A 22,184-nucleotide genomic window follows, 5' to 3' on the forward strand; every position below is an offset into this window, starting at 1 on the left:
TGGTGAGAATCAGCAACGTATGGAAGAAGCGCATCACGGTGCTGGGCCACAGCGCCGGCCGGGTCGCTCTTGTGATTCTTGTGGCCAGTTCGTCCATCAACGGTATCGCCCTGCTGTGGGGGTTTGTCTTTCCCCCTGAACCAGCACCAGTGGCGGCGGTGGCCCGCGACGTGATCAACGAGACCGATCCCGTGAAGGCTTTCGCCGTGAATTGCGTGAAAGGGCTACTTGTCGGAACCACCTCGGGTGCTTCGAATTTGACACGCTGCTTTCCCGGGGGACAAAAGTACGAGTTGCCCACGACATCGTCGATGACGGTGTCGAACCCGGCGGCGTGGGCATCTAAGCGCAAGACCTCTTCCAACGACATCGTGCTCTATAGCGTGAAGGTTCAAATCGACGAACTGCCCTACCCGTCGGCGCCGCCGACGACGGCTTTCTACCAGCTGCCGGTGGCGGTATACCGGGATATGGGCATTCAGGCTCTTGATCGGATCAGCAGAGTCGATATGCCGCCTCCGGGAGCCTATGTGCCGCTGGGCTATTCAGCACCAATCGCTGCCAACAGCCCACTTTTTACGATGCTGTCTGGGTTTGCGACGTCGTTTTTAACCACCTCGGGTGGACTGGAACGGTTTATCACCACCGACTCGGGCATCACAGCCGTAGGGTCGTACTCCTCGGCCACAGTGACTGCTGCTCAGGCCGACAACACTCCACCCGATGCTCCCTCCGATAACAACGAATTAGCCACGCACATCGATGTTTCGGCGCGCCGATCCGATTACACCCTCGTATCGCTGTCTTATTCCCTGACGCTGCGTTCGGTGGGCGGCACCTGGTTTGTTGCCCAGATCGACGCGATCCCGCTGTTGGCTGACGCGACACCGACACCGGTGCCCACCACGGCGGTAGCACCGCACTGACCATCACTCACGTTGAGAGAAAGAGGGATTGATCATGATTAGACAGCTAACATTACAGACGTTGGCTACCCACACGACAAATGTGGCTGCCGGGGCCGGCGTGATCAACATGAGCCACGAAGTGCTTTACATCATCGTCGCAGTCGGCGGCACATACTTCCTGGGCAGCGGCATCGTGCGCGGTATGAGAGACCATTGGAAGCGCGGCACCGGTGCCGGATTGTCGGCAATCGCCGGCGGGGTGGCTCTTGCAGTTGTCGTAGCCCACATCGTCGGGCTGTATCAGCGCGGTAACCAGGAATTTGAGCACCTGCCCGGCAGCGTTGGCCACTCCAATACCCGCGGATGGTGACCACCGGCCCAGTTGCCCCACCACGGCCCGTCGACAAGGCCGAAGCGTGGTCGGGCATCCGCGACATCGACATCCAGATCGGGGAAGCCGCTCCCGGGCAGGAATGGCCCGGCGGGCCCTACCGCGGGGTGGAATGGGTGGCCATTGCCGCGATCGCGGGTCCCACGCTGCTATGGGTCGACAGCCAGCCCGCCGGAACCACGCTTCCGGTCCTCGCCGGCGGGGTGGTGCTCTGTGTGGTGACCGTTGGGCTGATGCGGCTACTTTTGCCCAAGGGACGTCCATCTCTTTCAGCACGTCTCGTTTTTGCCCGCAACACTATTCGGCCACCTCACCTGATCACCTCGCAGCCTCGTGCCGCTGAGAGGAAGCTGCGTGTTGACTCCAGTTTTGACCCTCCTGAACGTGTCGAGGACAATCTGGTCTTCACCGGCGGAGGCGTCTATGCCGAATTCTTGATCGATGGTTTGTCGGTCAATATGCGCTCGCTTGACGTCCACCGGCGAGCCGCCAGGCTGACGCGGAACTTGGGGCGCTACCTGCCCTCAGGCTCGCAAGTGCGCGGGTTGCTGGTCGCCGAGGACCAAAACGCCATCATGCGGGCAATGGTGGGTCCGCACACCAACAAGTCGACATGGATTGGGCAGTGCAAGCACTGGGTCCCAACTATCGCCCAAGCGAACAAGTGGATCACCAAGGGATATCGCGGTCCCGTGCGCCCACGGTTTTGGCTAACGGTGCCAGTCGATGCTGGCACCGCGGGACGCACACCGCTCGGACAGGGCAGGCGGGCTTGGGACTGGGTCAGCGGGCGTGACAAAGACTCAAGCACATCGATTCAGCACTACGCCAGTGTTGCCCGCCAGATCTGTGGTGCCCTACCTGATGAGTTTCACGTTCGCGCGGCTAGTCCAGCGCAAATCCATTGGTATCGGCGACATCGCGCCATGCTCGGCGTCATCCATGAGCCGATGCCAGCGGCCAGCACGGGGCCGTCCTCACTGAGCGCTCACGATTTCCCTACCATCGCTTTCGATGAAGGCGACAACGCCGGGCGGCCATGGTGGCGACCCAGTTTCAAAGCCTTGGTTCGCGTCTATGATCCCCACGAGCCCACCTGCAGATCGAGCTACCAGTCGTTTTTGACCGTCGAGCACTTCCCGGAGACAGGCCTGGCCTTTCCACGCGCTTCGTATCTGAATGCGCTGCTCAACGTGAACACCCAGGCCAGTATTGAGTGGACCCAACATATTTACATTCGCACACCCCAGGATGCGCAAGCCCGCAATTTCCGCTACACCAAAAACATCAAAGACCAGATGCGTCAGCGTGGTCACCGCGGAGCTGAAAACGACGAATTGCCAAGGAAGCTAGCGCGCACGCGGGCCTACACATCGCATCTGAACGGCAATCCCGCCGAACGCGAGCTTGACCACACGGTGATGATTGCGGTCGGTGCCGACTCACCGCGGGTCTTGGAGGATGCGGTCAAACAGGTCCGCCAGGAGCTTGACACAGTCGGCATCGCTGTCAAACGCCACCGTGGCGCCCAGGCGTTGCTGTGGAAGGCATTCAATACCGGAAGTGAAAACACCTGCCCGCTCGATGAATTTCGCAATCCCACCAGCGCACATAAGTGGTCGCTGTTCTTGCCGCTGATTTCGGGCCGCGTGGGCAACGTCAAGGGCAGTGCGCTGGCCATCGACCAGACCACGATGCGACCGGCGATCATCCTTCACGATCCCGAGGGAACTGCGCGCCGAAACAAGAACACCGGGCTGGCCGTCGTCGGCGATCCCGGCGGCGGGAAGTCCAACCGCACCAAACTCTCGGCGTATGAACTGATCCTGCGTGGCGGACGCGTTGTGGTGTTCGAGCCAGACACAATCGCTGAATGGAAGCAGGCCCTCACACCCATCGAGGGTGTACGGTTCATCGACCCGACAACGCCGCAGTACTTGTATGACCCGCTGGTGATCTTCCCAGCGCACCTGGCAGGGCGCATCGCGGCCTCGCACATCCTGCCCTGGATTGGGCTGTCTTATGACAGCCTGCTTGCCAAGCGTTACCGACGTTTGGTGCGACCGGAAACCCGGGCCAGGCAAGGGATTACGAGCCACCGCACACTGCTGGACTATCTGCGTTCACAGCCGGACGCCGACAACGACGAGTTGCTGCTGCGCTTAGAAACAGCCCAGGAGGATTTTCCCGGGCTTTTCGATGACCACTTGCCGCCCTACCGGCCAGAAGACTCCCCGGCCACGGTCTACCTGACCGGCAACCTGGGCTTGCCCAGCACCGAGGATCTCACCAACGCCGATCTCTACGCGAAACTGTCGGGGACCCAGCGCGCCGGAATGGCTATCTATGGCCTGCTCATTGAGCTAGAGCAGCGATACATGTTCGACCGCCTCGACGTATTCGACGTCATGATCTTCGAGGAGTGCGCCGAACTGCTTGCCTTTCCCACCACGGCACGCATTGCGCACAAATTCACTCGGCGGGGCCGTAAGCACGCGAGTGGAATCTGGTTCATCACACAGGATTTCAGGGACCTTGCCCGCATGGGGGATGAGTTTGTCACACAAAAATGGATCTTTCGTGTTCAAGACCCTGAACTGGCCTACGCGACACTGAAGTGGGCGCGCATCGACCCAGAAATGTATCCAGAGCTTGTCAGCGCACTAAGCGAGGACACCAGTCCTGGCTCCACCGCTGATGAAGACGTGTTCTCTGATCGCGGGGAATGGGGCGGCTACGCCACCGAGGCCGGGGCGGTCGATCGTGCCCGACTCGGCGAGGGATTCTTAGTCGACGAACTTGGACGTCCCGCACGCGTTCAATTTTTCGGCGCGCCAACCGAAGAGCAGGCACGCGCATTCGATAGCACCGCATCGGTGATCGCATGACTGCCAGCGATTCCCTCGCAGTCTGGCTAGTTGAGCACCCACGGTTGCGCCGCGTGATCGGCGCGATGACAGGTGTCTACGTGCTGTGTCTGTGGGCGGTGGTGGCCGCACCTAAAGCCTCGGCGGCGGTGGGTGCCGCTGCTCTGGGGTGGACGGGACTGCATGACTTGGACAACGTGCCGATCGCTGACTACTTCCTCTCGATGGTCGATACCACCGAAGCCACCTTCAACAACGGCCAACACGTCAGCGCGTTCGATCCCGAATCGTGGGGGTCGTGGATCGTCAAAGCCACCCAAACCGCGATCGCGCATACCACCGCAGCCTGGTGGCTGACCAATGAAGCTGCTCTTGTCGTATTCGCTATCGGGATTGCGCTGTGGCTTCTGCGATTTGCAATGTCGAGCTCGTGGCTCTTGGCCCTCGTTCAAATCGGGCGCCCCGTTTTCGCTACAGTGAACATGCTCGTCAACCAGATGTGGCTGGGGCCATTGGCGGTCGCGGTTTGTGTGGTGTTGGCGGGGTATCACCAACAGCGAGGGCGGCCGGCCCAGGCCCGCAATCTGCTAGGCACCGCCGCGGTGCTAGCTGCATTGGTGTGGACGGTCTTTCGTGACCCCATTGACGATCTAGTCAGCGATCACGGCCTGCTGGGCATGGGTCGAGCGACAGGCTTTCAGATCGCCCAGGACGCCCGCCAGAGTTCGTACGCTCCGGGCCAGTCATTGGATACCCAGCTCGACGCCCTGCTGGCGCAGCTGGTGTCTTCGACGGCGCGACCAGCTCTACAGTTACAGAACTTCGGCATGGTCGTTGATGATGTGGGCACCTGCCGCCAGGCCTGGTCCCAGGCCATCTTGGCCGCGCATAGCCAAGGTCCTGGACCGGCGCACGCGATGGCCGGATGCGGTGCTCCCCAAGCCTTGGCGCACGCTCAACAATTGGGGGCCAACGACTTTGTGCTGGGGCTGGTGTTCTTGTTCGCCGCGTTTTGGATCGGCCTGTTCATCTGGTACGTCGGGGTGAGCACGTTGCTGGTCGGTGCCAAAGCCACCTACTACTGCATCGTGGTGGTTCCCGCGGCGATGGTCGGCATGAGCGGTTGGCAGCGCGGCAAGAAATACGCGGTGCGCTGCGTCTCGCAGGTGTTGTTGCATGGCGTCGAGATGATGATCTTCACTGTCTTTTTGGCGTTGAGTGCGGTCGGGATGGGGTGGGCGCTCACCACGCCGCAACTGGGGCATGGCGCCACCGCGGTCCCGCGCCTGTTGTTGGTGAGCCTGGGTTCGGTCGTAGGCATCTTCTTGTTCCATTACATCGACAAGCATTTCTACACAGACAGTTTGGGCACGATCGCCCACCACATCACTGGGGCGTGGTGCTCCACAAGCGGCGCTGTGCGCGATGAGTACAACGATTACGCCGAGGCGGGACGCAAAGCGCGCGGGCTGTTTCGACGGGTCGCGCGACGCGGCGATAGCGATGGCGCCGGCGACGATGACGGTTCTAACGGCGACGCCGACACCTCAACGCCGGGGTTCGATGCGGTCAAACCTCGGCCCAGCCGGATGCGCGGTGAGGAGGAGACCACGGCGACCCGGACGACCGGGGCCACCACCACCCGGATGGCAGCAGAAAAGGCCGGGGCGAGCGAGGCCGCGGCGACCGCAGGTGGACATGCCGCGGCTGCGGCAGCAGAGGGGGCCGGCGCCACAGCGGCAGAAGGCGCCGCCGCGGCCGCCGCGCCAGAGGTGGTGATTCCCGCCGTCATCACCGAAAAGACCGTCCAGCACATCCGCGGACACCACCACCGCAACGGCTCAGACCCCGGGTCCCAACAAGGCGTCCCGGACAGCGACACCAGCCCGCACCTGGCGGCGTCCAATGCCCTCAGCAACGGCCAGCCAGGGGAACCAGATCAAGGCGAGGTGGCGCCGATGGCCGGCTCAGATGGGCTGCCATCGCTACCGAGCCATCCGCGCCGCCCGGCCCAGGGCGTGGGTCGCCACCAGGCGCCCCCGTCGGCAACCCCTGATGAGGACCCCGGCCTGCCGCTAGATACATCATCTGAGCAGCAGCGATCGTTCGAGCTGTCTGAGTCGCCCGTAGAATTTCCGTCACCACCTCGACCACGAGCAAGGGACTATCACCAGTGAGTGCCCGTGACTATTTCGACATCGGGATTAGCCGCCTGGGCTTCGGTGGGCCCGTGGCCGATCACGCGGGAGCGCGCGAAGCCTTCACGCAGGCCACCGACATGGATCCCGGCATGTGCGACGCGTGGATGGGGTTGGCGGTTGCTGGCGACGTCAGCCTTAACACCATGCGCGGCGCATATGATGCGCTATCGACTTTGCATCGCGAAACGCGTCGGATTGGCCTGGCAGATTCTGCGCTAGCGCCAACCGTGTCTACGCCATTCCTCATTGACCTTTACCCGCACACTCCGACCGGGATCACCATCGCCTACGCGGCGACACTTGTTAGCCAAGGCGACTACGACCAGGCCGAAAAGATCCTCGACGGGGTTGACCTCACCGTCGAGCCCGCGCAAGCGCAGATACACCGGTTCATCGGGGCCACAATGTTTTTCCTGACGCGCCGCTGGCCAGACTTGTTGACGTGGACCTCGCAGGCCTCGTCGAGCAGCGGTGGAATCGTGGAGGCCGCCACACGGCTGCTCAAAGGAATCGCCCAAACCGGGCTGGGACAGTTCGAGGCGGCGCTGGCCACATTGACATCCGTCGTGACGCAGGCCGACCAGGCCAAGCTCGACCAGAGCGGCATCGATACCTCGCACCTGCTGGCCGAGGCGGCCGTATATCGCGGCTTGTGCCACCGCGCGTTGGGGGACGAGGCCGCCGCCCGCAAAGAGTTCAGCGCAGCCAGCGTAGACGGTCAACTGCGCCCGGACGCCGCCGCCGCGCTCGATGACCCCGGCTACGGCGTCACCGTCACGACCCCAGACGTGATTGCCGCCCGGTCCAATCGGTGGGACCCGGATTCTGGACCGAGCGTGGCCGACCTGCGCAGAGCCCGGCAACGCAAGGAAGCCGTACGTGTGCTGGAGCGCGCCGAACGCGAACTCGACGAATTCATTGGGCTCCGCCGCGTCAAAGAGCATGTCAAGGAACTCAAGTTCGTCAAGGTCTACGACCAGAAGATGGCCGAGCGCGGCGTCCAGATCGGTGAGCGCGACACCTTGCACATGACTCTGGTCGGCCCGCCGGGGACCGCGAAAACCTCGATAGCACGGCTGATTTGCGAGATGTATTTCGGCCTGGGCATCCTCGAATCGCCAGAATTCATCGAAGTCTCCCGCAAGGATCTTGTCGACGAGCACATCGGTGGCACCGAGAAGAAAACATCAGCGATCTTGCAAGCTGCCAAAGGCTGTGCACTGTTCATCGACGAGGCACCCGAACTCTACAAACCGGATAATGAGCGCGATTTCGGCCACATCGCCGTTGACGTCATCATGAAGTGGGCAGAAGACCATCGCCACGACACAATGATCGCCATGGCTGGCTACGCCAGCCCAATGAACCGGCTTTTGAGCGCTAACCCGGGACTGCGGTCACGGTTCCCGTTCCAGCTCGAATTCACCTCCTGCGACACCGACGACCTGGTACGGATCGCTGAGCTGTTCGCAGCGCGGTTCCATGTGGCCATCGAACCCTCCGCTCTTTCGCGCTTCAGCAGCAACGCTGAGTGGCTATGCAACACGCCAAGTACACGCCCCGGTGAACCACACATGCTCATCGATGTCGCCGCCAACGGCCGGTTCGCCCGAACCGTCATTGAACAAGCCCTGCGCAAAGCCAAAGCCCGCATCGCAGCGGACCCGACGGTGGACTTGCTCACCGCCGACCTGAGCAGCATTAGCACAATCACGCTGGCAGACATGGACGCTGCCCTCACCGACGTCCTGGCGGCCTTTGAGCTCGTCACGCCCTAAGCCCATCGTGGGCGCTGAAATGCGGATCGTTGTAGGCCACACTGATGCTGGGGATGCTGTCCAGGTGGACGTGGGTCAGCATGGCCTCGTGGTGGTCGCCGGCCGTGAGCTCGTCGGTGCGACGTTCATCGACTACCTCGCACTTGGCTGCATCCGCTATCACACCTGGCGATCTAGATGTCTGGGTAGTCCGGTCGGGCCTGCCCGAGCCGGGCGCGGCAGCCGCAGCCTTCGAAGAACTGCAGCAACAACTGCCCACCTCGGACCTTCAGATCGTCTACGACGATATGAGTCGCGACCGTGACCGCTTCGACGCTCTCACAATGCTTTCCGCGCTGCCGAGAGTCGCGACTGCGATGGGACCTGTGGTCGACGAGCCCGACATCACGGACTACCGCCTTGGCACGCCAGAACCATCGGAGGTCTGTAAGGCTGTCCCCGACGATTAGAGAGGTGGACGGGATCCTGAGTGCGACTCTGGATGTCAGCTGCTTGGCGGGGTTGTTCGCCCGAGCTCTTCTTCAAGGGCAGACAGCTGTTGTCGGGCGGTGTTGATGAACGTTCGAGCGCAATCGCTGCAGTAGTGGGCAGTGTCACGGTCGACCTTGACGATAAGTATCGGGTCGCCCTTATTGAGCACGTGGTTTTTGTCTGACCGACACGGGTGCCGTCGTCCTGCCGTGCCAATCGACAGCGTTCGCAGCAGTGAGCGGGGCTTACCCATGTCGCAGTTCCTCCTCGACCGCAGCAACGATCTGAGGCAACCGCGCGATGAGGTAGTCGCAGTCGTCCGCGGTGTAATCCTTCCTATTGGTGGCACCGCTGGGAACCATTGTCTTGATCCGCCTGTCGATGGCCGATTTCACGGTGACGAAGTTCTCCCGGGTGCGGTCCAGCTCGCGGCCAACGCGATTGAGGCTGTGTTTGGCCAGAAACTTGCCAGCCTCGTTCTTCACCAAATCGTCGAGCAGGGTCTTTTTGGATCGACGTGTCTGTTGTTTGGTGGGCTGGACGCGTTGTAGCTGATCGAATTTGACTCCGGTGTCGATACCCTTTTCCTTGAGCACGGTCAGGGCCTGCGCAACATCTGGGTCGGCGCTGAGGGCGATCAGGGTCAGGTTTTCGAGTTGGATGTCGGCCTGGCCAGTGATCACCGGCAGCGGAGCGTTCTGGCCACCTCCAGGTGGGGGTTCGCGAGTGGGCAGGGGTTCAACAACGGTCTCGTCGATGAGCTGCGCGAAGAACTCTTGGTCTGCTTCGGCGAACTCCTGGAAGTCGTTCCAGACCCCGGTGATGTTGCCGCCGACGTGAAAAACGACGACGCCATCGTTGACGGCATCGAAGGGGTCAACATCTGGAATCACCCGCATGATGCGCCCCACGAACTGCATGAAAGGGCTGAGGTTGTTGAAGATGCTGAAGACAGCGGCGACGCTGAGATACGGGTGGTCGTATCCTTCACCGAGTTTGCGCACCTGTACGATCACGTCGAGTTCGTGGTTCTCCAACCGCTGGTAAACTCGCTCGTTCGCTTTGCTCTTGCCTTCGATCAGGCTGTGAACGAAGTCGGCGCGGAGCCCCAGTTCGCGGAACTTGGCGACGACCTGTTTGCAGTGCTCCATGTTCAACGCCGCCGCAATGATCTTAAGCCTGGCCTCGCCGGTCTTTTCCCGCAGCTCGAACAATTTCTGGCGGGAGGCCTCGGCGATGGTGGTGAGGGTGGCGTCTGAGCTCACGACGCTGCGCCGGAAGCCTGCGTCGCGCTCGCCGAGGCGGCGGACCTCTTCCAAGGACACCTCGACTTCGGTGTTGTCGTCAGGGCGCCGGACGTAGTGCAGCGTGGTCGGGTTGAGGCGGTAGCCGTTGATGCGCTTGACGTATCCCTTCTCCACCGCGCGAGAGATGGGGTAGCTGTAGATGATTTCACCGGCCATGATTCGCCCGTCGGCACGACCGGGGGTGGCGCTCACGTTCACGATGCGTGCGTCCGGGAAGTGCCGCCGCAGAGTGTCCCAGCTCTCGGCCACGTTGTGATGGCCTTCGTCGAACATGATCAGATCGAAGAAGTCGGCAGGAAGCTTTGCAAGCCAGGTGTTTTCGGCTCGCTGGAGCTGATGAATATTCGTCACCACGATGTCAGCCACTTCGAGATCGGTGACGTTGGTCGACGTGCCTCGGATTTCTGCGGGCTCTGGGAACGGCGCGGAGTCCAACACTTTGCGCTTAAGGTAGAAGAACTTCGGGTCGCTAGGTGTCAGATCCTTCAGCAGCTGGTCGGCGATCTTGAGGTTCGGTGCGACCAGCAGTGCGCGGTGAGACTGTGCGGCGAACGGCGTGAGAGCCAGGAGGCCTGACTTCCCGCAGCCCACCGGCAGCACGACGGAGACTTCGCGGCCCTCGGGAGCGTCGAAGTCGTGCCCGGTGAGCGTTTCGTATGCCTCGATCTGCGGCTCGCGCAAGGACGCATTGCCCGTCACGGTGGGTCGCAGGGTGACGTACTGGTCGATTTTCATAAAGCTACCCCTTTTGTGGAAAACGTTGTCGGCAAGGCGATCTGGTTCAGGATGCGGAACTCTTCGGAGGCCGCAGCTTCTCGACGCCGCTACGGATCGCGGGGGGCAGCGTGCGGATCGCGAAATCGCTGATCGACCACTCGACGTCATCGGCGTCGGCCGCCCGCAACGCTTCCACTGCTGCCGAGGCCATCTCGTCAGACTTGACCTCCTGCAGGATCTTGACCAGGACGTCACGCACGTGCCACCGGTTGTGGCGGGGCCCCAGCGACGCGAGCGCGCCCACGCTCATCCGCATCACGCTGGAGTCCTTCGTCTCGGCCACGACAATGCGGGTGAAGTCAGCCAGCACGTCGCAGTACTCGAACGAGAAGTTCCCATGCCTCAGAAAGTCGGTGAACCGCTGGTAGACGCGCTGGAACGCGCCCCGCTGTTCGCTCCAGAGGAATTTGACGGACCCTCGAGTGCACCAGGGCAGCACTCGGGTCAGCACGTGCATGTCGTCGTGGCTGGACTCATCCAACGCGGCTGCCCACTCGATCATCTCGATCAAGTCCGCGTCGGCGACCGACGGACTGCGCATGCGGTCCTGCAGGCGCTCCGCTGCCTCTTCCTTCGACTCGTTGGCCACGTATTCCTCGTGTGCATCAACAGCACGCTCGAGTGCATTCATGAAGTGCTCGATCGACTGGTAACGGCGATCAGGCGAGTTGGCGATCGCGGTCTCGATGACAGGTCGCAGCGGGCCGGGCTCCACCTCGTTGTTCACTGGGAAGTCCTGAGTCACGAGCTCCTGCAGGATCTTGCCCAGACCGTAGATGTCGGAACGGTGGTCGGCGCTTCGGGCCCGTTGCCACTGCTCCGGTGCTGTGTAGACCCACGTGCCCAACCCTTGTCGCAGCGTTGAGGTCAGCGGGTCGGTGTGCCGCTCGGCCTCAACGGCAAGCCCGAAATCCGATACCGCCCAATCGCCGTTGCTCAGCCGCAAAACGTTGGCCGGCTTGAGATCTCGGTGATAGATGCCCCGATCATGGACGTAACCGAGCCCCGTGCAGATCTGACGCATGATGTCGACGATCAATCGCGCTTGGCCGCCCACCGTGTCGACGTAGTCGGTCAGGCTGCCCTGCGCCAACGGCATCGCATACCAGATGTTGTCGTCGTCGGTCTCGCCGTGGGCAAGCACCGAAATAACGTTGGGGTGGTGCAGGTCTTCGAGGAGCCGAAGCTCACGCCGAAACCTCTTGATGGCTTCGGGGTCAACCGCGACGGTGTCCTTCAGCACTTTGACGGCGACCAGTTCGCTGGTCTTGCGGTCGGTGGCACGGAAGACGTCGGCGAAGCCGCCACCACCGATCCGAGCGTGTTCCAGCAGGAATCGCCCACCCAGCGTGCGGGTCTTCTCGTCCGACTTCGGCCTGCCGGCCTTGGTCTGACGGAGGCCTGAGCTGTTCCATCCAGCGACAACATCGAGGTCCCAGATAGGGCCCTGCGCAATCTCCCCCACCGCGTCGGGGAAGTCGTTTCGCTGCCGCAGTGTCGCGATGCGCTGAGTGCTCACGCCGAGCTCCTCGGCCACCTCCGATATTCCGCCAAGACGCACGGTTGCCTCCAGAAATAGTTGTTCTCAAATCAAGTATAACACCGAATTGGTTGTGGTTGGCTCAACTATTTATCGCGTCGTCGCCGAGCGGCGACAAAACCGGTTGCCCACGTCCGCGCGTCGTAGCACGGTGGGGACGACGACGAGTCGGTAATTTGGCTGCGAGAGACCCCGAACGGAACGGATCCCTGTTCTAAGCAGATCACTCAGTCATCGGTGATGCCGATTTCTGGAGATTGTTGCTTGGCGTGGGGGCCGCGTTCGCGAAGCCAGGTGGCCTCAAGGTGTCGCTGGTAGGCGGCGTGGATGGTGGCGTGGAGCTGGGCGGCGCGTGCGAGGCTGTCGCGCAGTCGCTCGTCGAGTATGGCTGGGTGCAGGCGCCCTGCCTGGGTGAGCGCGGGGTCGAGGTCGGGCGGGGTCCCGCGGTTGATGACAGCCGACGTTGGGGGCGCGCCGATGGTTGTCGTCCAGGGTAATTCGGTGGCGACGAGTCGCAGGAGCCGCTGGGCAGGCTTGGGTGGCCACGTTTGGCCGGTCGTGTCGAGCAGGACAAGGCCGGACTGGTTGGCCGCGGCGTGTTCGGCGAGGTCGGCGATTATTGCAGGGTCGGCGCTGGCGGCGTCGTCGATGATGATGAGACTGCCGGGGGGTAACGGCGACTGCGACTTTTTGTTGGTGATGGTGGCGTGGGTTTCGGTGATGGTGGCAGCGGTGTCGGCGAGCTCGTTGGTCACGGCGTCCTCGGCTTGTTCGCGAGTAGGGCTGCACCACAGGATCTTTCGTTCGGAGGCTGCAGCCGCGCTGTGCAGGGTGTGCAGGGCGGCGCGGCGCTCGGGCGAGGGTTGGGCGTGCACGACCGTGACGGCGAAGGGCAGCCTTGCGGTGCTGGTGATGGCGGCGGCTATGGCGGGGGAGAGGTCGGCGGCGGCACTGTTGGCAAGGCTGAGGGGGCGGTGCGGTTGGAAGCGGCTGGCGGCTTCGAGCACGCGTAGCTCGATGGCCAGTTGGCCGAGTTGGGCGGTGATGTGCTCGGCCGAACGGGTTTCGGCGGCCGCGAACGCGGCGGCGGCAGCCAGTTCTGCGCGGTCAAGGTCACGGCGCAGCTGGCTGGAGCGCCGGCGGGCGGCCAGCACGGCGCGATCGTCTTCGGATCGTGCTTCGGCGATGACGTTGTCGACGTCGTCACCGCTGATGACGCGGTCCGCGCCGCCGGCGGCCTTTGCACGCGCCGCGAGTGCTTCGCGAAGCGCAGCCTGATAGCGCTCGGCGGGCGCAGTGTCGGGGAGTGCCATGAGTCGCAGTTGGACATCGAGTTTGGCCGAGGCGATGTCAAGTGGGTCGACGTCAGGTTGAGCCTGCAGCTCGTCGAGCTGGTTGCGCGCCCAGTCGACATGGCTTAGCGCTGTCTCGTATTCGGCTTCGGCGTCGGCCCATTCGGCGGTCACGTCGTGAACGGCGATCAAGTAGGGGCGGTCGGCGTCGGCGCGCTGGCGCAGTTCGCGGATGCGCGGGGTGGCTTGGCGCATTGCCGGTCCGTCACCAATTGCGGCGCGGGCATGCAGGGCCTGATGGTCGGCCAGCGCCTGCTGGTATTGGGTCCGCAAGCTGGTGAGGTCAAGCAGAGCGGCCGGCAGTGGCGGGGGTGCCACGCGGTGGCGGGGGAGGTCGTCGAAGTCCAGGCCGGCGAGTTCGTCGGCGGTCTCAAGCGGGGTGTTGGTCGGGTCGGGCTCAACGAGTTCGGGGTGCCACGGTTGCGTAGACAGGTCGGTGGCAGGCATGTCAATCCTGGTTGCGTGGGGGTCGGGGGGAAGTTGTTCTTCTTCCTCGGGGTGCAGTGGGGGTTGTTCGGGTAGCGGGTGGTCGGCGTGGTCGTGGTGGCCGCCGATCAGGTCGACGGTGTAGGTGATGGTGCGGGCGTATTGGTAGGCGGGGATGGTGTGGTCGGGGTCGACGTCGGCCAGGTGCTCGGCGGCGACGTGAAGAAGGTCGGCGGGGGTCCAGCGGGTGGGGTCGGCGGCATTGACAGCTGAGACGAGGCCGGGCCAGGCGGGATCGGCGACGATGGATTGCGCGGTTGCTGACCCAAAGACGTTGTGCAAGTCAGCGATCCAGGCAGGGCGCAGGCCGGTGTGGGGGGCATCGACGGTGGCCGCGGGCGTGAGTTCGGCGGCAAGACGCCACCACAGCGCGGCGGCGGGCAGCTCGTCGGGGAGCGGACGTTGGATGGCGGCCGCGCGAACGAGGCCGGGCAGGTCGGGCCGGCTGGTGGCGGCTTGGGCGAGGTGGGCGGCCAGTTGGGGCCAGTACCCGTCGGCGCGGATGCGCGGATCGATGGAGTCGATCAGCTGCTCAAAGCGGCGAGCATGCGGGCTTTGGGTGCGCACCACCGCTTGAGCCCGGTTTTCGAGGAGTTTTTGGATGGTGCGGGCGCGCACGGCGTATTGGGGTGGGCCGAGCAGGGTGGTGTCTTCGGCAACCACGTTGTGGGCGGCGCGGAAGACCGCGATTTCGGCGGCGAGTTGGGGGTTGGCGGCCAGCACGGGTTTGGCCCAGGCCGGCGCGGTCGCCGGTGTCCATTGGTGGGTGACGGTTTCACGGATCTGGTCTGCCAGCTCGGCAACCAGCACGGCGCGACCGGTCAGGCAGTTCTCCCATGCGGGGTCGTTGGCCAGCAAAGTGGGAGTGGCGGGCAGCCAGCGCAGCGGCCCGATACCGGCAGAGTGTCCGCCGGTGGGGTCGATGCGCCAGTCGAGCACCGCGGCGGGATCGTGGGCACTGAAAAGCTCGCCTACGCTGGCGGCCTCGGTCAGTGTGGCGAACGGGTCGCGCCCGTCGGCGCCGATGATCGCCAAGTGTTTGCAGAGCACTGGCCATGCTTCGGCGCGGGTCAACCCTGGATAGAGCTGATCGGCGGTGATGTGCAGTTGGGCCAGCAGGGCCGGGGAAGCCAGGGCCTGGGCGGCGTCGCCCAAGGCGTTGTAGTACATCGCCGCGGCCGGGCCCAACCGCACGAAGGGGTCGCGGGCTTCGCGTGCGGCACTGGTGGCCGAGACTTGTGCGCCGTCGCGTGACAGCGTTTTGGTCAGGACATCGACGGCCGTTTCGGGGTGAGTTGCTTTGGGCGACAACACCCGGTGCGGGTCGGATTCCGCGGTGGATAGATAGATGTGGTTTTCGATGCGGCCGCGAGTTAATGCCACGTAGAGCAGTTGGCGAGTGAGACTCCCGGCACCGACGATGTGGCAGGCGTGTCCGGCGGTGAGTCCTTGTGCGGAGTCAATGGTTGCCGCATAGCCGAGGGTGACGTGCTTTATGACGTAGTGGGCGGGGAGGCGCACTGTTTGGCCGCTGCCGAGGTGGCGGGCTTTGATGCTGCCGTTTCGGTGGATTTCCAGGATTTGGAAGCGGTAGCCGTTGCGCACGTAATCGGTGGGGCTCAAGCGCAGCCGGCGGGCATTGCGGCGGGTGCGAATAAGGTCGCCGGGAGAGGCGGCAAGCCGATCAGAAAGGGTGATTTCGTGGCCGCGCCGTGTTGCCGGGTCAGCCGCGGCGAGGCGATCGAGTCGGGCTCGGGCGTTGAGGGTATCGACGATGGCGTTGGTGGGTGCTAACAGGAGGGAATCGCGGCCCGCGTCGAGGTCGGCGGCCCACGCGGTGTAGGCCATGTCGGCGGCGGTCTGATCGGCACCGACGTGCACACGCTGGTGGTCGATGTAAAACCCGAGTCCAGAGGGGTCTCCTCTGCGGATCGCCAGGGTCGCTGCGCTTTCGGCGGTGGAGCCAAAGCGAACCAACTGAGACAGCGTCAGTGAATCGGTCTTGTGGGCGATGTTGCGCAGCACGCCACCGGCTGAGATCGACGCGAGTTGGCAGTCATCACCGACCAGCCGGATGCTGGCGCCACGGGCTAAGGCGTGGGTGATCACCGCATCAAGTTCGAGCGTTCCGGCTTTGCCGGCCTCGTCGATGATGATGAGCGTGTCGCGTCCGACGTTGGTGAACCATGGCGGTGGGGCAGAGCGACTCGACCCGCTGGCCGGGTCGGCCGACCAGACGTATTTGGCGATGGTGTCGGTCGGGGCCGACAGATCCTCGCCCAGTTCGATGGCTGCCGCCGCGGTGGGGGCTAAGCCGACGATGGTCGCGCCCGAGGAGCGCCACGCATGCGACAGCGCGGCCATCGCCGTGGTCTTCCCGGTACCGGCCGGGGCCAGCGCCAACGCCACTCGGCGCCCGCTGCTTGCCATTTCCCGGACCAGTGCGACCTGGCCCTCGTTGAGTTGCTTATCGCGTGCGGCCGAGTCTGCCAGCGCCAGCTCGATATCGATGTCCTCGACCGTGCGCCCGCCGCGTCGGAGGGCGGCAGCAACGATGCGTCGCTCAGCGGCCAGCAGCTCCTGAGAGGTGTAGGTAGCGCTGCCGTGGCGGCTATGCACGCTGGTTCCATCGCGGCGACGCAGCTGCGCAGGTTCTCCCATTTCACCGTCGTCGATATCGATGTGCTGAACCGACAGCGGCTCGGCCAAAGCAGTCTCGGTGATCTTGTCGGCCAGCGTCTCGTCGGCGGCGTGCCCGCTGCCACGAACGAGGCGCTGCGCCTCGGCGAACACGTGGTGGCGTTGCCAGGTCGCGCGGGACCGGGCAACCGTGGCGATGACTTGGGCAGCGCGCGCGGTGATCCAGTCGTCATCGACAGCATCGATTTGGGGCGCCGGCGCGGACAAGACGGTGCCCAGCATCGCGGTCAGCTCCCGCACAGCGCCGAGCACCTCGATCGCTTGGCCGCGCCACATGTGGCGCTGCTCGGCGAATGATCGGGGTTCGTGTTTGGCTTCGCGGGTCTCTAGGGTCGCTTGTTGAGCCAACGCGATGGTTTCCACGTGGGTCGGCTCGCGGCCGTGGGCGGCTTGAAACTGCTTGGCCAGATCGGCGGTGCGGGCTTCGATGGCCAGCCGCCGCGACGACCACGCGGCCATCAGCTCGACTGAGATTCCCACGATTTCACGCACCGGCCTCTTGCCGCGGCCCTCGCCGACCACATCAGCGAACCGCAGCTGCAGTCGCTGTCCAAGGTGGGCTTCCAGGCGCGTGTTGTACAGCTCGGAGGCGGCCACGGTGAACTGGTGCACAGGCTGCCCGTCAAGCGCCAGCCAACGCAACACACCGTCAGGGCCCACCGTGGCGACCTTGTTGGAGATCGCGACATGGGTGTGCAGATCAGGATCGCCAGCGCGTGAATCGCGGTGGGTGAACGCCGCCCCGAGCAGCCCGGTGGTGTCGACCTGGGCGACACCACCCTTACCTGAACGGGTAAATGCGGCGTGAGTTTCTAGCCACGCCAGCGCATCACCGACCGCTACGTCGTGACATTCCTCTACCACTGTTGCGACGGCGCGCGGTGCGATCGCCCACAGCGTCGACACTGACTTCACGGGCGAAAACGTCAAGTCGTAGCCGGCGACCGCGGTCGTGCGCGCGCGAGTTTCCCGCGCGATAAACCCACTGAGTTCGCGATCGTCGGCGGGCGCGCGCTTGTACTGCTCAGCGAACATTCGGCGCGCGACAACGGTGCGGATCGCGGCGCGCGTGGGCGCGGCGATGGGCGCGTTCCAGTGCAGGCCGGCTTCTTCGTTGTGATCGCGGTAGGCCACTGCCAGGGCGCGCACAAAGGTGGTTTCGCTGTCGCGGATATGGAACTTGCGGCCCAGTTTGGCGGCTTCGGCGGCCGCGAGGCCGCGCACGCCGCATTCGGCGACATACTTGGTGATCGCATCGGCGTTGGGGTGCAAGCCTTCCCCGAACAGGGCCTTCATTTGGGCCTCGGTGACCGGCGAATCAACCGGTACGGCCCAAACTTTCGCGAGGTCTTCGGGGGGCACCGGACGTGCCCTTGTCGAGGACAGCGATGCCAGACCCGATCCCACCCATCGGCCCGGAGATTCGCCTTTGGTCGAGTAGTAGTCGATCAGCGGGGCCCGGCCGCGCGCGGTGGTGTCGACAGCAGCGACTTGCCGGATCAGGTACTGGTAACCGTCTCCGGCGGTGAGCTTGTGGCTAGTCATCGTCACTGCAGTGCAATCCCTTTCGAGGCGCACGTTAGAGACGACACCGCAGATCTGTCCTACACAGATCAGGCGGTTCTTAGGAAACTGTGACCTTAATGCAAGAGGTGTGTGGTGTCTGGGGTGGTTCAGAACGGTTGATGCCGGTGGTCATTGGTGTGTGGTGCATGAGGGTGGGATCGGCTTATGTTGTGGGACTGGGGGATCGGGAAACATTGGTGGTGGACAAATGTGGACGCACTGATGTTGGTCAGTGTGGTAGAGCGGGACAGCCGGTTCGTCGTATGGTGCGGCGATGGGAACGATCAACTCGAAATCAGCGGCGCGTAGGCGGGTTCGCGAGGCGCAGCTTAGAGCGAACGAGGCACGCGTGGAGTGCGAGCGGCAAAACGTCGATGACGCGGCGTCGTTACTCGTTGAGCTGGGTCGCCTGGCGGCCGTGGAGGAGTGGGAGGCAACTCGCATCCTCGAGATTCGGGCAGAGGCAGAGCGGCGTCGGCACACGCACCGCCAGGCCGGCGGCATCGCGGTGGCTCGAATGCAGGGTCGCGGCGAATCACTCGCGGCGATAGCGGAATTGGCTGGGGTCAAAGTCGGTAGCGTTCGGATGATGTTAAAGGCGGCGAGCGCGCACACTGGCGCGGCGGTGCAAGCACTAGGTGAGGGCAACGGCGCGGCGGCCCCTGGCGCGGCGCCGTTGGCACTAGGTGCGAACGGCGTTACTGCGCATGACGATGGCGCGGCGGCGCAAGCACTAGGTGCGAATGGCGCTGCGGCGCATGACGAAGGTGTCGGTGGCCGGGTTTAGCGTGGGCGCGTGCGTGTTCATCTGGGGATGCCGCTGTGGGTCGATCCTGTTGTGCACGCCGACGAATGCCGGCGCTTTGACTCCGACGTGGTGCAAGGACCCGGCGCTGACGACTGCGATTTTTTCACGGGGGCTATCGGTAAAGACGGATATGGCCGGTTCTTCATTTACCGTGGGGGTAAAGGGATTTGCGTGCGGCCGCACCGGTACGCGCTGGCGCGTCGACTCAGTGTGCTCCTTCAGCCAGACGAGTTGGGCCTGCACGAGTGCGATAGCCCGCTGTGCGTGAAAGTCTGTGCGGCCGAGGCGACATTCCAGCATGTGGTAATCGGCACTCAGAGTGAAAATATGCGACGAATGGCCCGGATGCGGCGCGGAGGAGGCCGCAGGTCGATTCCCAGTGATGGGTTATGGGCTCGGCGGGAGCGCTCGGTCGCGTTGCACACGGTGTTGCGGGAACGCGGCTGGGATCGGGCCGCAGTGGAGGCGGCGCGCCTCGGTGATATGCCGATGTTGTGGTGAGGGTGTAAGCACTGTTGGTGATTTAGCCGGCGAGTACTGCCGGTCGTGCTGCGCTGCTGTGGGAACGGGGTGGATGCGATCCAGCCGATAGACGGCGGTATGCATCGCCCAGTAGACGGCGACGATGTTGGCCCCGGGTATCACGCTGGCTAAGACGGGCCCGCACGTCGGCCGGATTGCTTCACCGTATGCGGCTGCGGCGCACTGCTCGGGGCTGGGAAGAACCCTGGCCGGGGCGCTGTGGGCGGTGTGAGGCGACGCTTGGCGCCAACAGGGTGCTTGTCGGACTAGTTCAGTGCACTTGCGGGTCGATGCACCGTACTCACTTCTGCCGCAGGACGAGCGGAATTGCATCTGCTGCAACATAATTGCTCGGTTGAGAGCGAGTATAGCGCCCAGTAAAGCGCGTCCCGCGGACATCGGATCACACCTCAGAAAGGGTGCTGTCTCGACACTTACGTCTGGCGCATCATTGTCGCATCTAGTACAACAGGATGGTGGGCGTCGAGTTGCCGGGGTCAGCAGCGCTGTCGCTGGTGTCGAAAGTGCTTCCGTTGGATCCAGAAGCCACGGTCTTCACCGCGATGCTGTCTGGCTGGGCTGATCAGCAGCGAGCCCGGGTGTGCAAGCCACCGACGGTGCAGGCGCGGGCGAGCGTGGTGCGCCGTTTCGCCGAGTTCACCGGGACGTATCCCTGGCAGTGGCAAGCAGATGACGCGGATGCGTTTTTCTCCCAACTGCTTTCCGGTGCGGAGCCAAAAGCTGACTCGACGGTACGGGGATACCAAAACGCATTGCGGTTGTTCGGCGACTTCGTTACTGACACGCGATATGGATGGGCGTCTTTGTGCGCTGAGCGGTTCGGGCAGGCCCCGGCACAGATCCTGCATGACTGGAACACCGTGCGTCACGTCAACGAGTTTGAGGGGCGGCCGGGACGGCGCCCGCTGAGCTATGACGAGGTTCAAGAGCTCTTCGATGCCGCCGATGGCTTGGTAGATCAGGCGCGACTTCGCCACCGCAAGGGAGCGTTGTCAGCGTTGCGGGACTCGACGCTGCTGAAGACCGTCTACGCGTATGGGCTGCTCTCCGGGGCTCAACCAGATGCAGCGGCGTGATTCTCTGAGTTTGTGCAGTTCAGAAGCTGATGTTGGGATGCTATCTGCTGCAACAGGTGTGGTGCAAGTCGACTCGCGGTTTCAGCGGGGCCGGCCTGGCGCGTTGAGTCGGGCCATGAGTTCGCGGTTGGTAGCGCGGGCGGCGGCGAGGTCTTCGTCGCGTTCGTCGAGTTGTTGTTGTTGGTCGAGGACCTGCTGTTCGAGATGGGTGATCCGTTGGTGGAGTGCATCGATGTCGGTTGGGGCGTCGAGCCCGGACTCGCGCCATGTTTGTTCGCCGAGTGCTTGGGAGAGCCGCTGCTCGAGTTGGCGGATGCGGGCGTTGAGCCGGGCGGCGCGTTCGTGGGCGGCGAGCAGGTCGGCCTGCAGTGAGGCTTGGGTGACCGTGGGGCCGGTGTGTTCGTCGGGGACTGGATCTGTTTGCAGCGCATGGATTTTCTCGAGTAGGTCGCGGTACCGATAGAGGAATGTGCGGTCGACTCCGGCCGCACGAGCGATCGCGGCCGCGCTGAGCCGGTCGCCGGCGGCTGCGGCTTGGTCGATCGCGGCCAGCACGCGCCGGCGTCGGCGCATCGAGTCGCCGCGACGGCCGTCGAGCATCGATCGGGTGCGTGTGCTCGACGAGACAGATTGTGCGCGTGTGTGATTCGACGTGGTGTCGGTGGTTGTGGTCATGCGGTGGCCTCCGAAGCGGGGGTTGCTGGTGCGGGTGGGGTGGCGGCGAGGGTGGGCATGCCGAGCGGGACCGTGTGGGCCGCACGATGACGACGCACGATGGCGACCGCGTCGTTGATCTGCGCTCGCTCCGTGTCGTCGAGTTCGGCGATGTCGCCTTTGATCCTGTTGATCAGTCGCCGGATTCGGGTGATCTCCTCCTCGGTGGGGGTGGCGTCGGCGCGGGCCCATTCGTCCACTCCGTCGATGGTGGCGGCCAGCCGTTCGCGGGTGCGCAGCAGGTCGTCCAGGTATGCCTGCAGGTCGGGCAGGAAGGCGATGTTGGTGCGGAAGTGATCGCAGCCGACGCAGCGGAATCGGATCGGGCAGGCACCGCCGCCGGCCTTGACGTTGGTTGGTTCGGTGCAGGTGCCGTCGGGGACGGCGACCTCGCCGATGGCGTGGCGGGCGCGCTCGGAGTCCAGCAGGGCGTGTGCGTCACGCCAGATCCGGTTGCCGTGCCGGTCGAAGCTGAGCGTGGTGACCGTGTCGACGGCGTCGCGGCGGCGGTCCTCGCCGATGCGGTAGTAGCGGCGGGTCACCGAATAGCTTCGGTGATCGAGCAGTTCGGCCAGGACGTCGATCGGGATGCCGGCGTCGGCGTGGCGTTGGGCGTAGGAATGGCTTGTCTCCGCAGTGGCTGTGTGCGGTCGGGTTCGTGTTGCGTTTGACGTGGCCGATTCTCGGCGTGGAGTTCGT

14 protein-coding genes are annotated in these 22,184 nt (G+C 63.9%); 8 read left to right on the plus strand and 6 right to left on the minus strand.

The genetic code is table 11. The features are described 5' to 3' along the window. Nucleotides 1-2: 2 nt before the first annotated feature. From U8D42_RS26190 to U8D42_RS26210, 5 genes are all read left to right on the plus strand, one after another. Nucleotides 3-926, plus strand: a complete 924-nt coding sequence (locus U8D42_RS26190; protein WP_073877513.1) for a conjugal transfer protein — start codon at nucleotides 3-5, stop codon at nucleotides 924-926. Nucleotides 927-987: 61 nt separating this feature from the next. Beyond that, a complete protein-coding gene (locus U8D42_RS26195; protein WP_225325409.1) occupies nucleotides 988-1,278 on the plus strand; it encodes a hypothetical protein in 291 nt (96 codons plus the stop codon). After that, nucleotides 1,272-4,187 (plus strand): ATP-binding protein, encoded by a 2,916-nt coding sequence (locus U8D42_RS26200; RefSeq protein WP_225325408.1) that lies wholly within the window; start codon nucleotides 1,272-1,274, stop codon nucleotides 4,185-4,187. Before U8D42_RS26195 ends, U8D42_RS26200 begins: the two co-directional genes overlap by 7 nt. A 53-nt stretch (nucleotides 4,188-4,240) precedes the next feature. Further along, nucleotides 4,241-6,343, plus strand: a complete 2,103-nt coding sequence (locus tag U8D42_RS26205; protein WP_047323961.1) for a hypothetical protein — start codon at nucleotides 4,241-4,243, stop codon at nucleotides 6,341-6,343. Beyond that, nucleotides 6,340-8,145, plus strand: coding sequence for an AAA family ATPase (locus tag U8D42_RS26210; RefSeq protein WP_007172172.1), 1,806 nt, complete (start codon nucleotides 6,340-6,342; stop codon nucleotides 8,143-8,145). The genes U8D42_RS26205 and U8D42_RS26210 overlap by 4 nt, the downstream gene beginning before the upstream one ends. On the opposite strand, the gene U8D42_RS26215 is transcribed toward U8D42_RS26210, so the two are convergent. The 4 genes from U8D42_RS26215 to mobF form a co-directional block, all read right to left on the minus strand. After that, entirely contained in the window at nucleotides 8,135-8,308 is a 174-nt protein-coding gene (locus U8D42_RS26215) for a hypothetical protein (RefSeq protein WP_154074410.1), read from the minus strand. The two genes, U8D42_RS26210 and U8D42_RS26215, sit on opposite strands and share 11 nt — an antisense overlap. Nucleotides 8,309-8,861: 553 nt before the next feature. Beyond that, complete coding sequence (locus U8D42_RS26220; RefSeq protein ID WP_007172175.1) at nucleotides 8,862-10,658, minus strand: DEAD/DEAH box helicase; 1,797 nt, start codon at nucleotides 10,656-10,658, stop codon at nucleotides 8,862-8,864. A 46-nt stretch (nucleotides 10,659-10,704) separates the two neighbouring features. Next, nucleotides 10,705-12,219, minus strand: coding sequence for a serine/threonine-protein kinase (locus tag U8D42_RS26225; protein ID WP_197083339.1), 1,515 nt, complete (start codon nucleotides 12,217-12,219; stop codon nucleotides 10,705-10,707). 248 nt (nucleotides 12,220-12,467) lie between these two features. Then, nucleotides 12,468-18,329 carry a MobF family relaxase gene (mobF, locus tag U8D42_RS26230; RefSeq protein WP_007172177.1) on the minus strand — a complete coding sequence of 1,954 codons (5,862 nt, stop codon included), beginning with the start codon at nucleotides 18,327-18,329 and terminating at the stop codon, nucleotides 12,468-12,470. Nucleotides 18,330-18,618: 289 nt separating this feature from the next. Between mobF and U8D42_RS26235 the strand changes: the two genes are divergently transcribed. The 3 genes from U8D42_RS26235 to U8D42_RS26245 all read left to right on the plus strand — a co-directional run bounded on the left by U8D42_RS26235 (nucleotide 18,619) and on the right by U8D42_RS26245 (nucleotide 20,771). Beyond that, nucleotides 18,619-19,131, plus strand: coding sequence for a hypothetical protein (locus tag U8D42_RS26235; protein ID WP_007172179.1), 513 nt, complete (start codon nucleotides 18,619-18,621; stop codon nucleotides 19,129-19,131). Between the two features lie 9 nt (nucleotides 19,132-19,140). Continuing rightward, complete coding sequence (locus U8D42_RS26240; protein ID WP_225325864.1) at nucleotides 19,141-19,653, plus strand: hypothetical protein; 513 nt, start codon at nucleotides 19,141-19,143, stop codon at nucleotides 19,651-19,653. Nucleotides 19,654-20,150: 497 nt separating this feature from the next. Next, on the plus strand, nucleotides 20,151-20,771 hold the full coding sequence (locus U8D42_RS26245) for a hypothetical protein (RefSeq protein WP_225325865.1): 621 nt from the start codon (nucleotides 20,151-20,153) through the stop codon (nucleotides 20,769-20,771). Between the two features lie 81 nt (nucleotides 20,772-20,852). Here U8D42_RS26245 and U8D42_RS26250 read toward each other — a convergent pair whose 3' ends face one another. Together U8D42_RS26250 and U8D42_RS26255 are read right to left on the minus strand one after the other, a co-directional pair. Then, on the minus strand, nucleotides 20,853-21,446 hold the full coding sequence (locus U8D42_RS26250) for a hypothetical protein (protein ID WP_007172182.1): 594 nt from the start codon (nucleotides 21,444-21,446) through the stop codon (nucleotides 20,853-20,855). After that, nucleotides 21,443-22,027 (minus strand): hypothetical protein, encoded by a 585-nt coding sequence (locus U8D42_RS26255; protein ID WP_007172183.1) that lies wholly within the window; start codon nucleotides 22,025-22,027, stop codon nucleotides 21,443-21,445. The genes U8D42_RS26250 and U8D42_RS26255 overlap by 4 nt, the downstream gene beginning before the upstream one ends. Between the last annotated feature and the right edge of the window lie 157 nt (nucleotides 22,028-22,184).

The organism is Mycobacterium europaeum, from assembly GCF_034555895.2.
Taxonomy (GTDB): Bacteria; Actinomycetota; Actinomycetes; order Mycobacteriales; family Mycobacteriaceae; genus Mycobacterium; species Mycobacterium europaeum.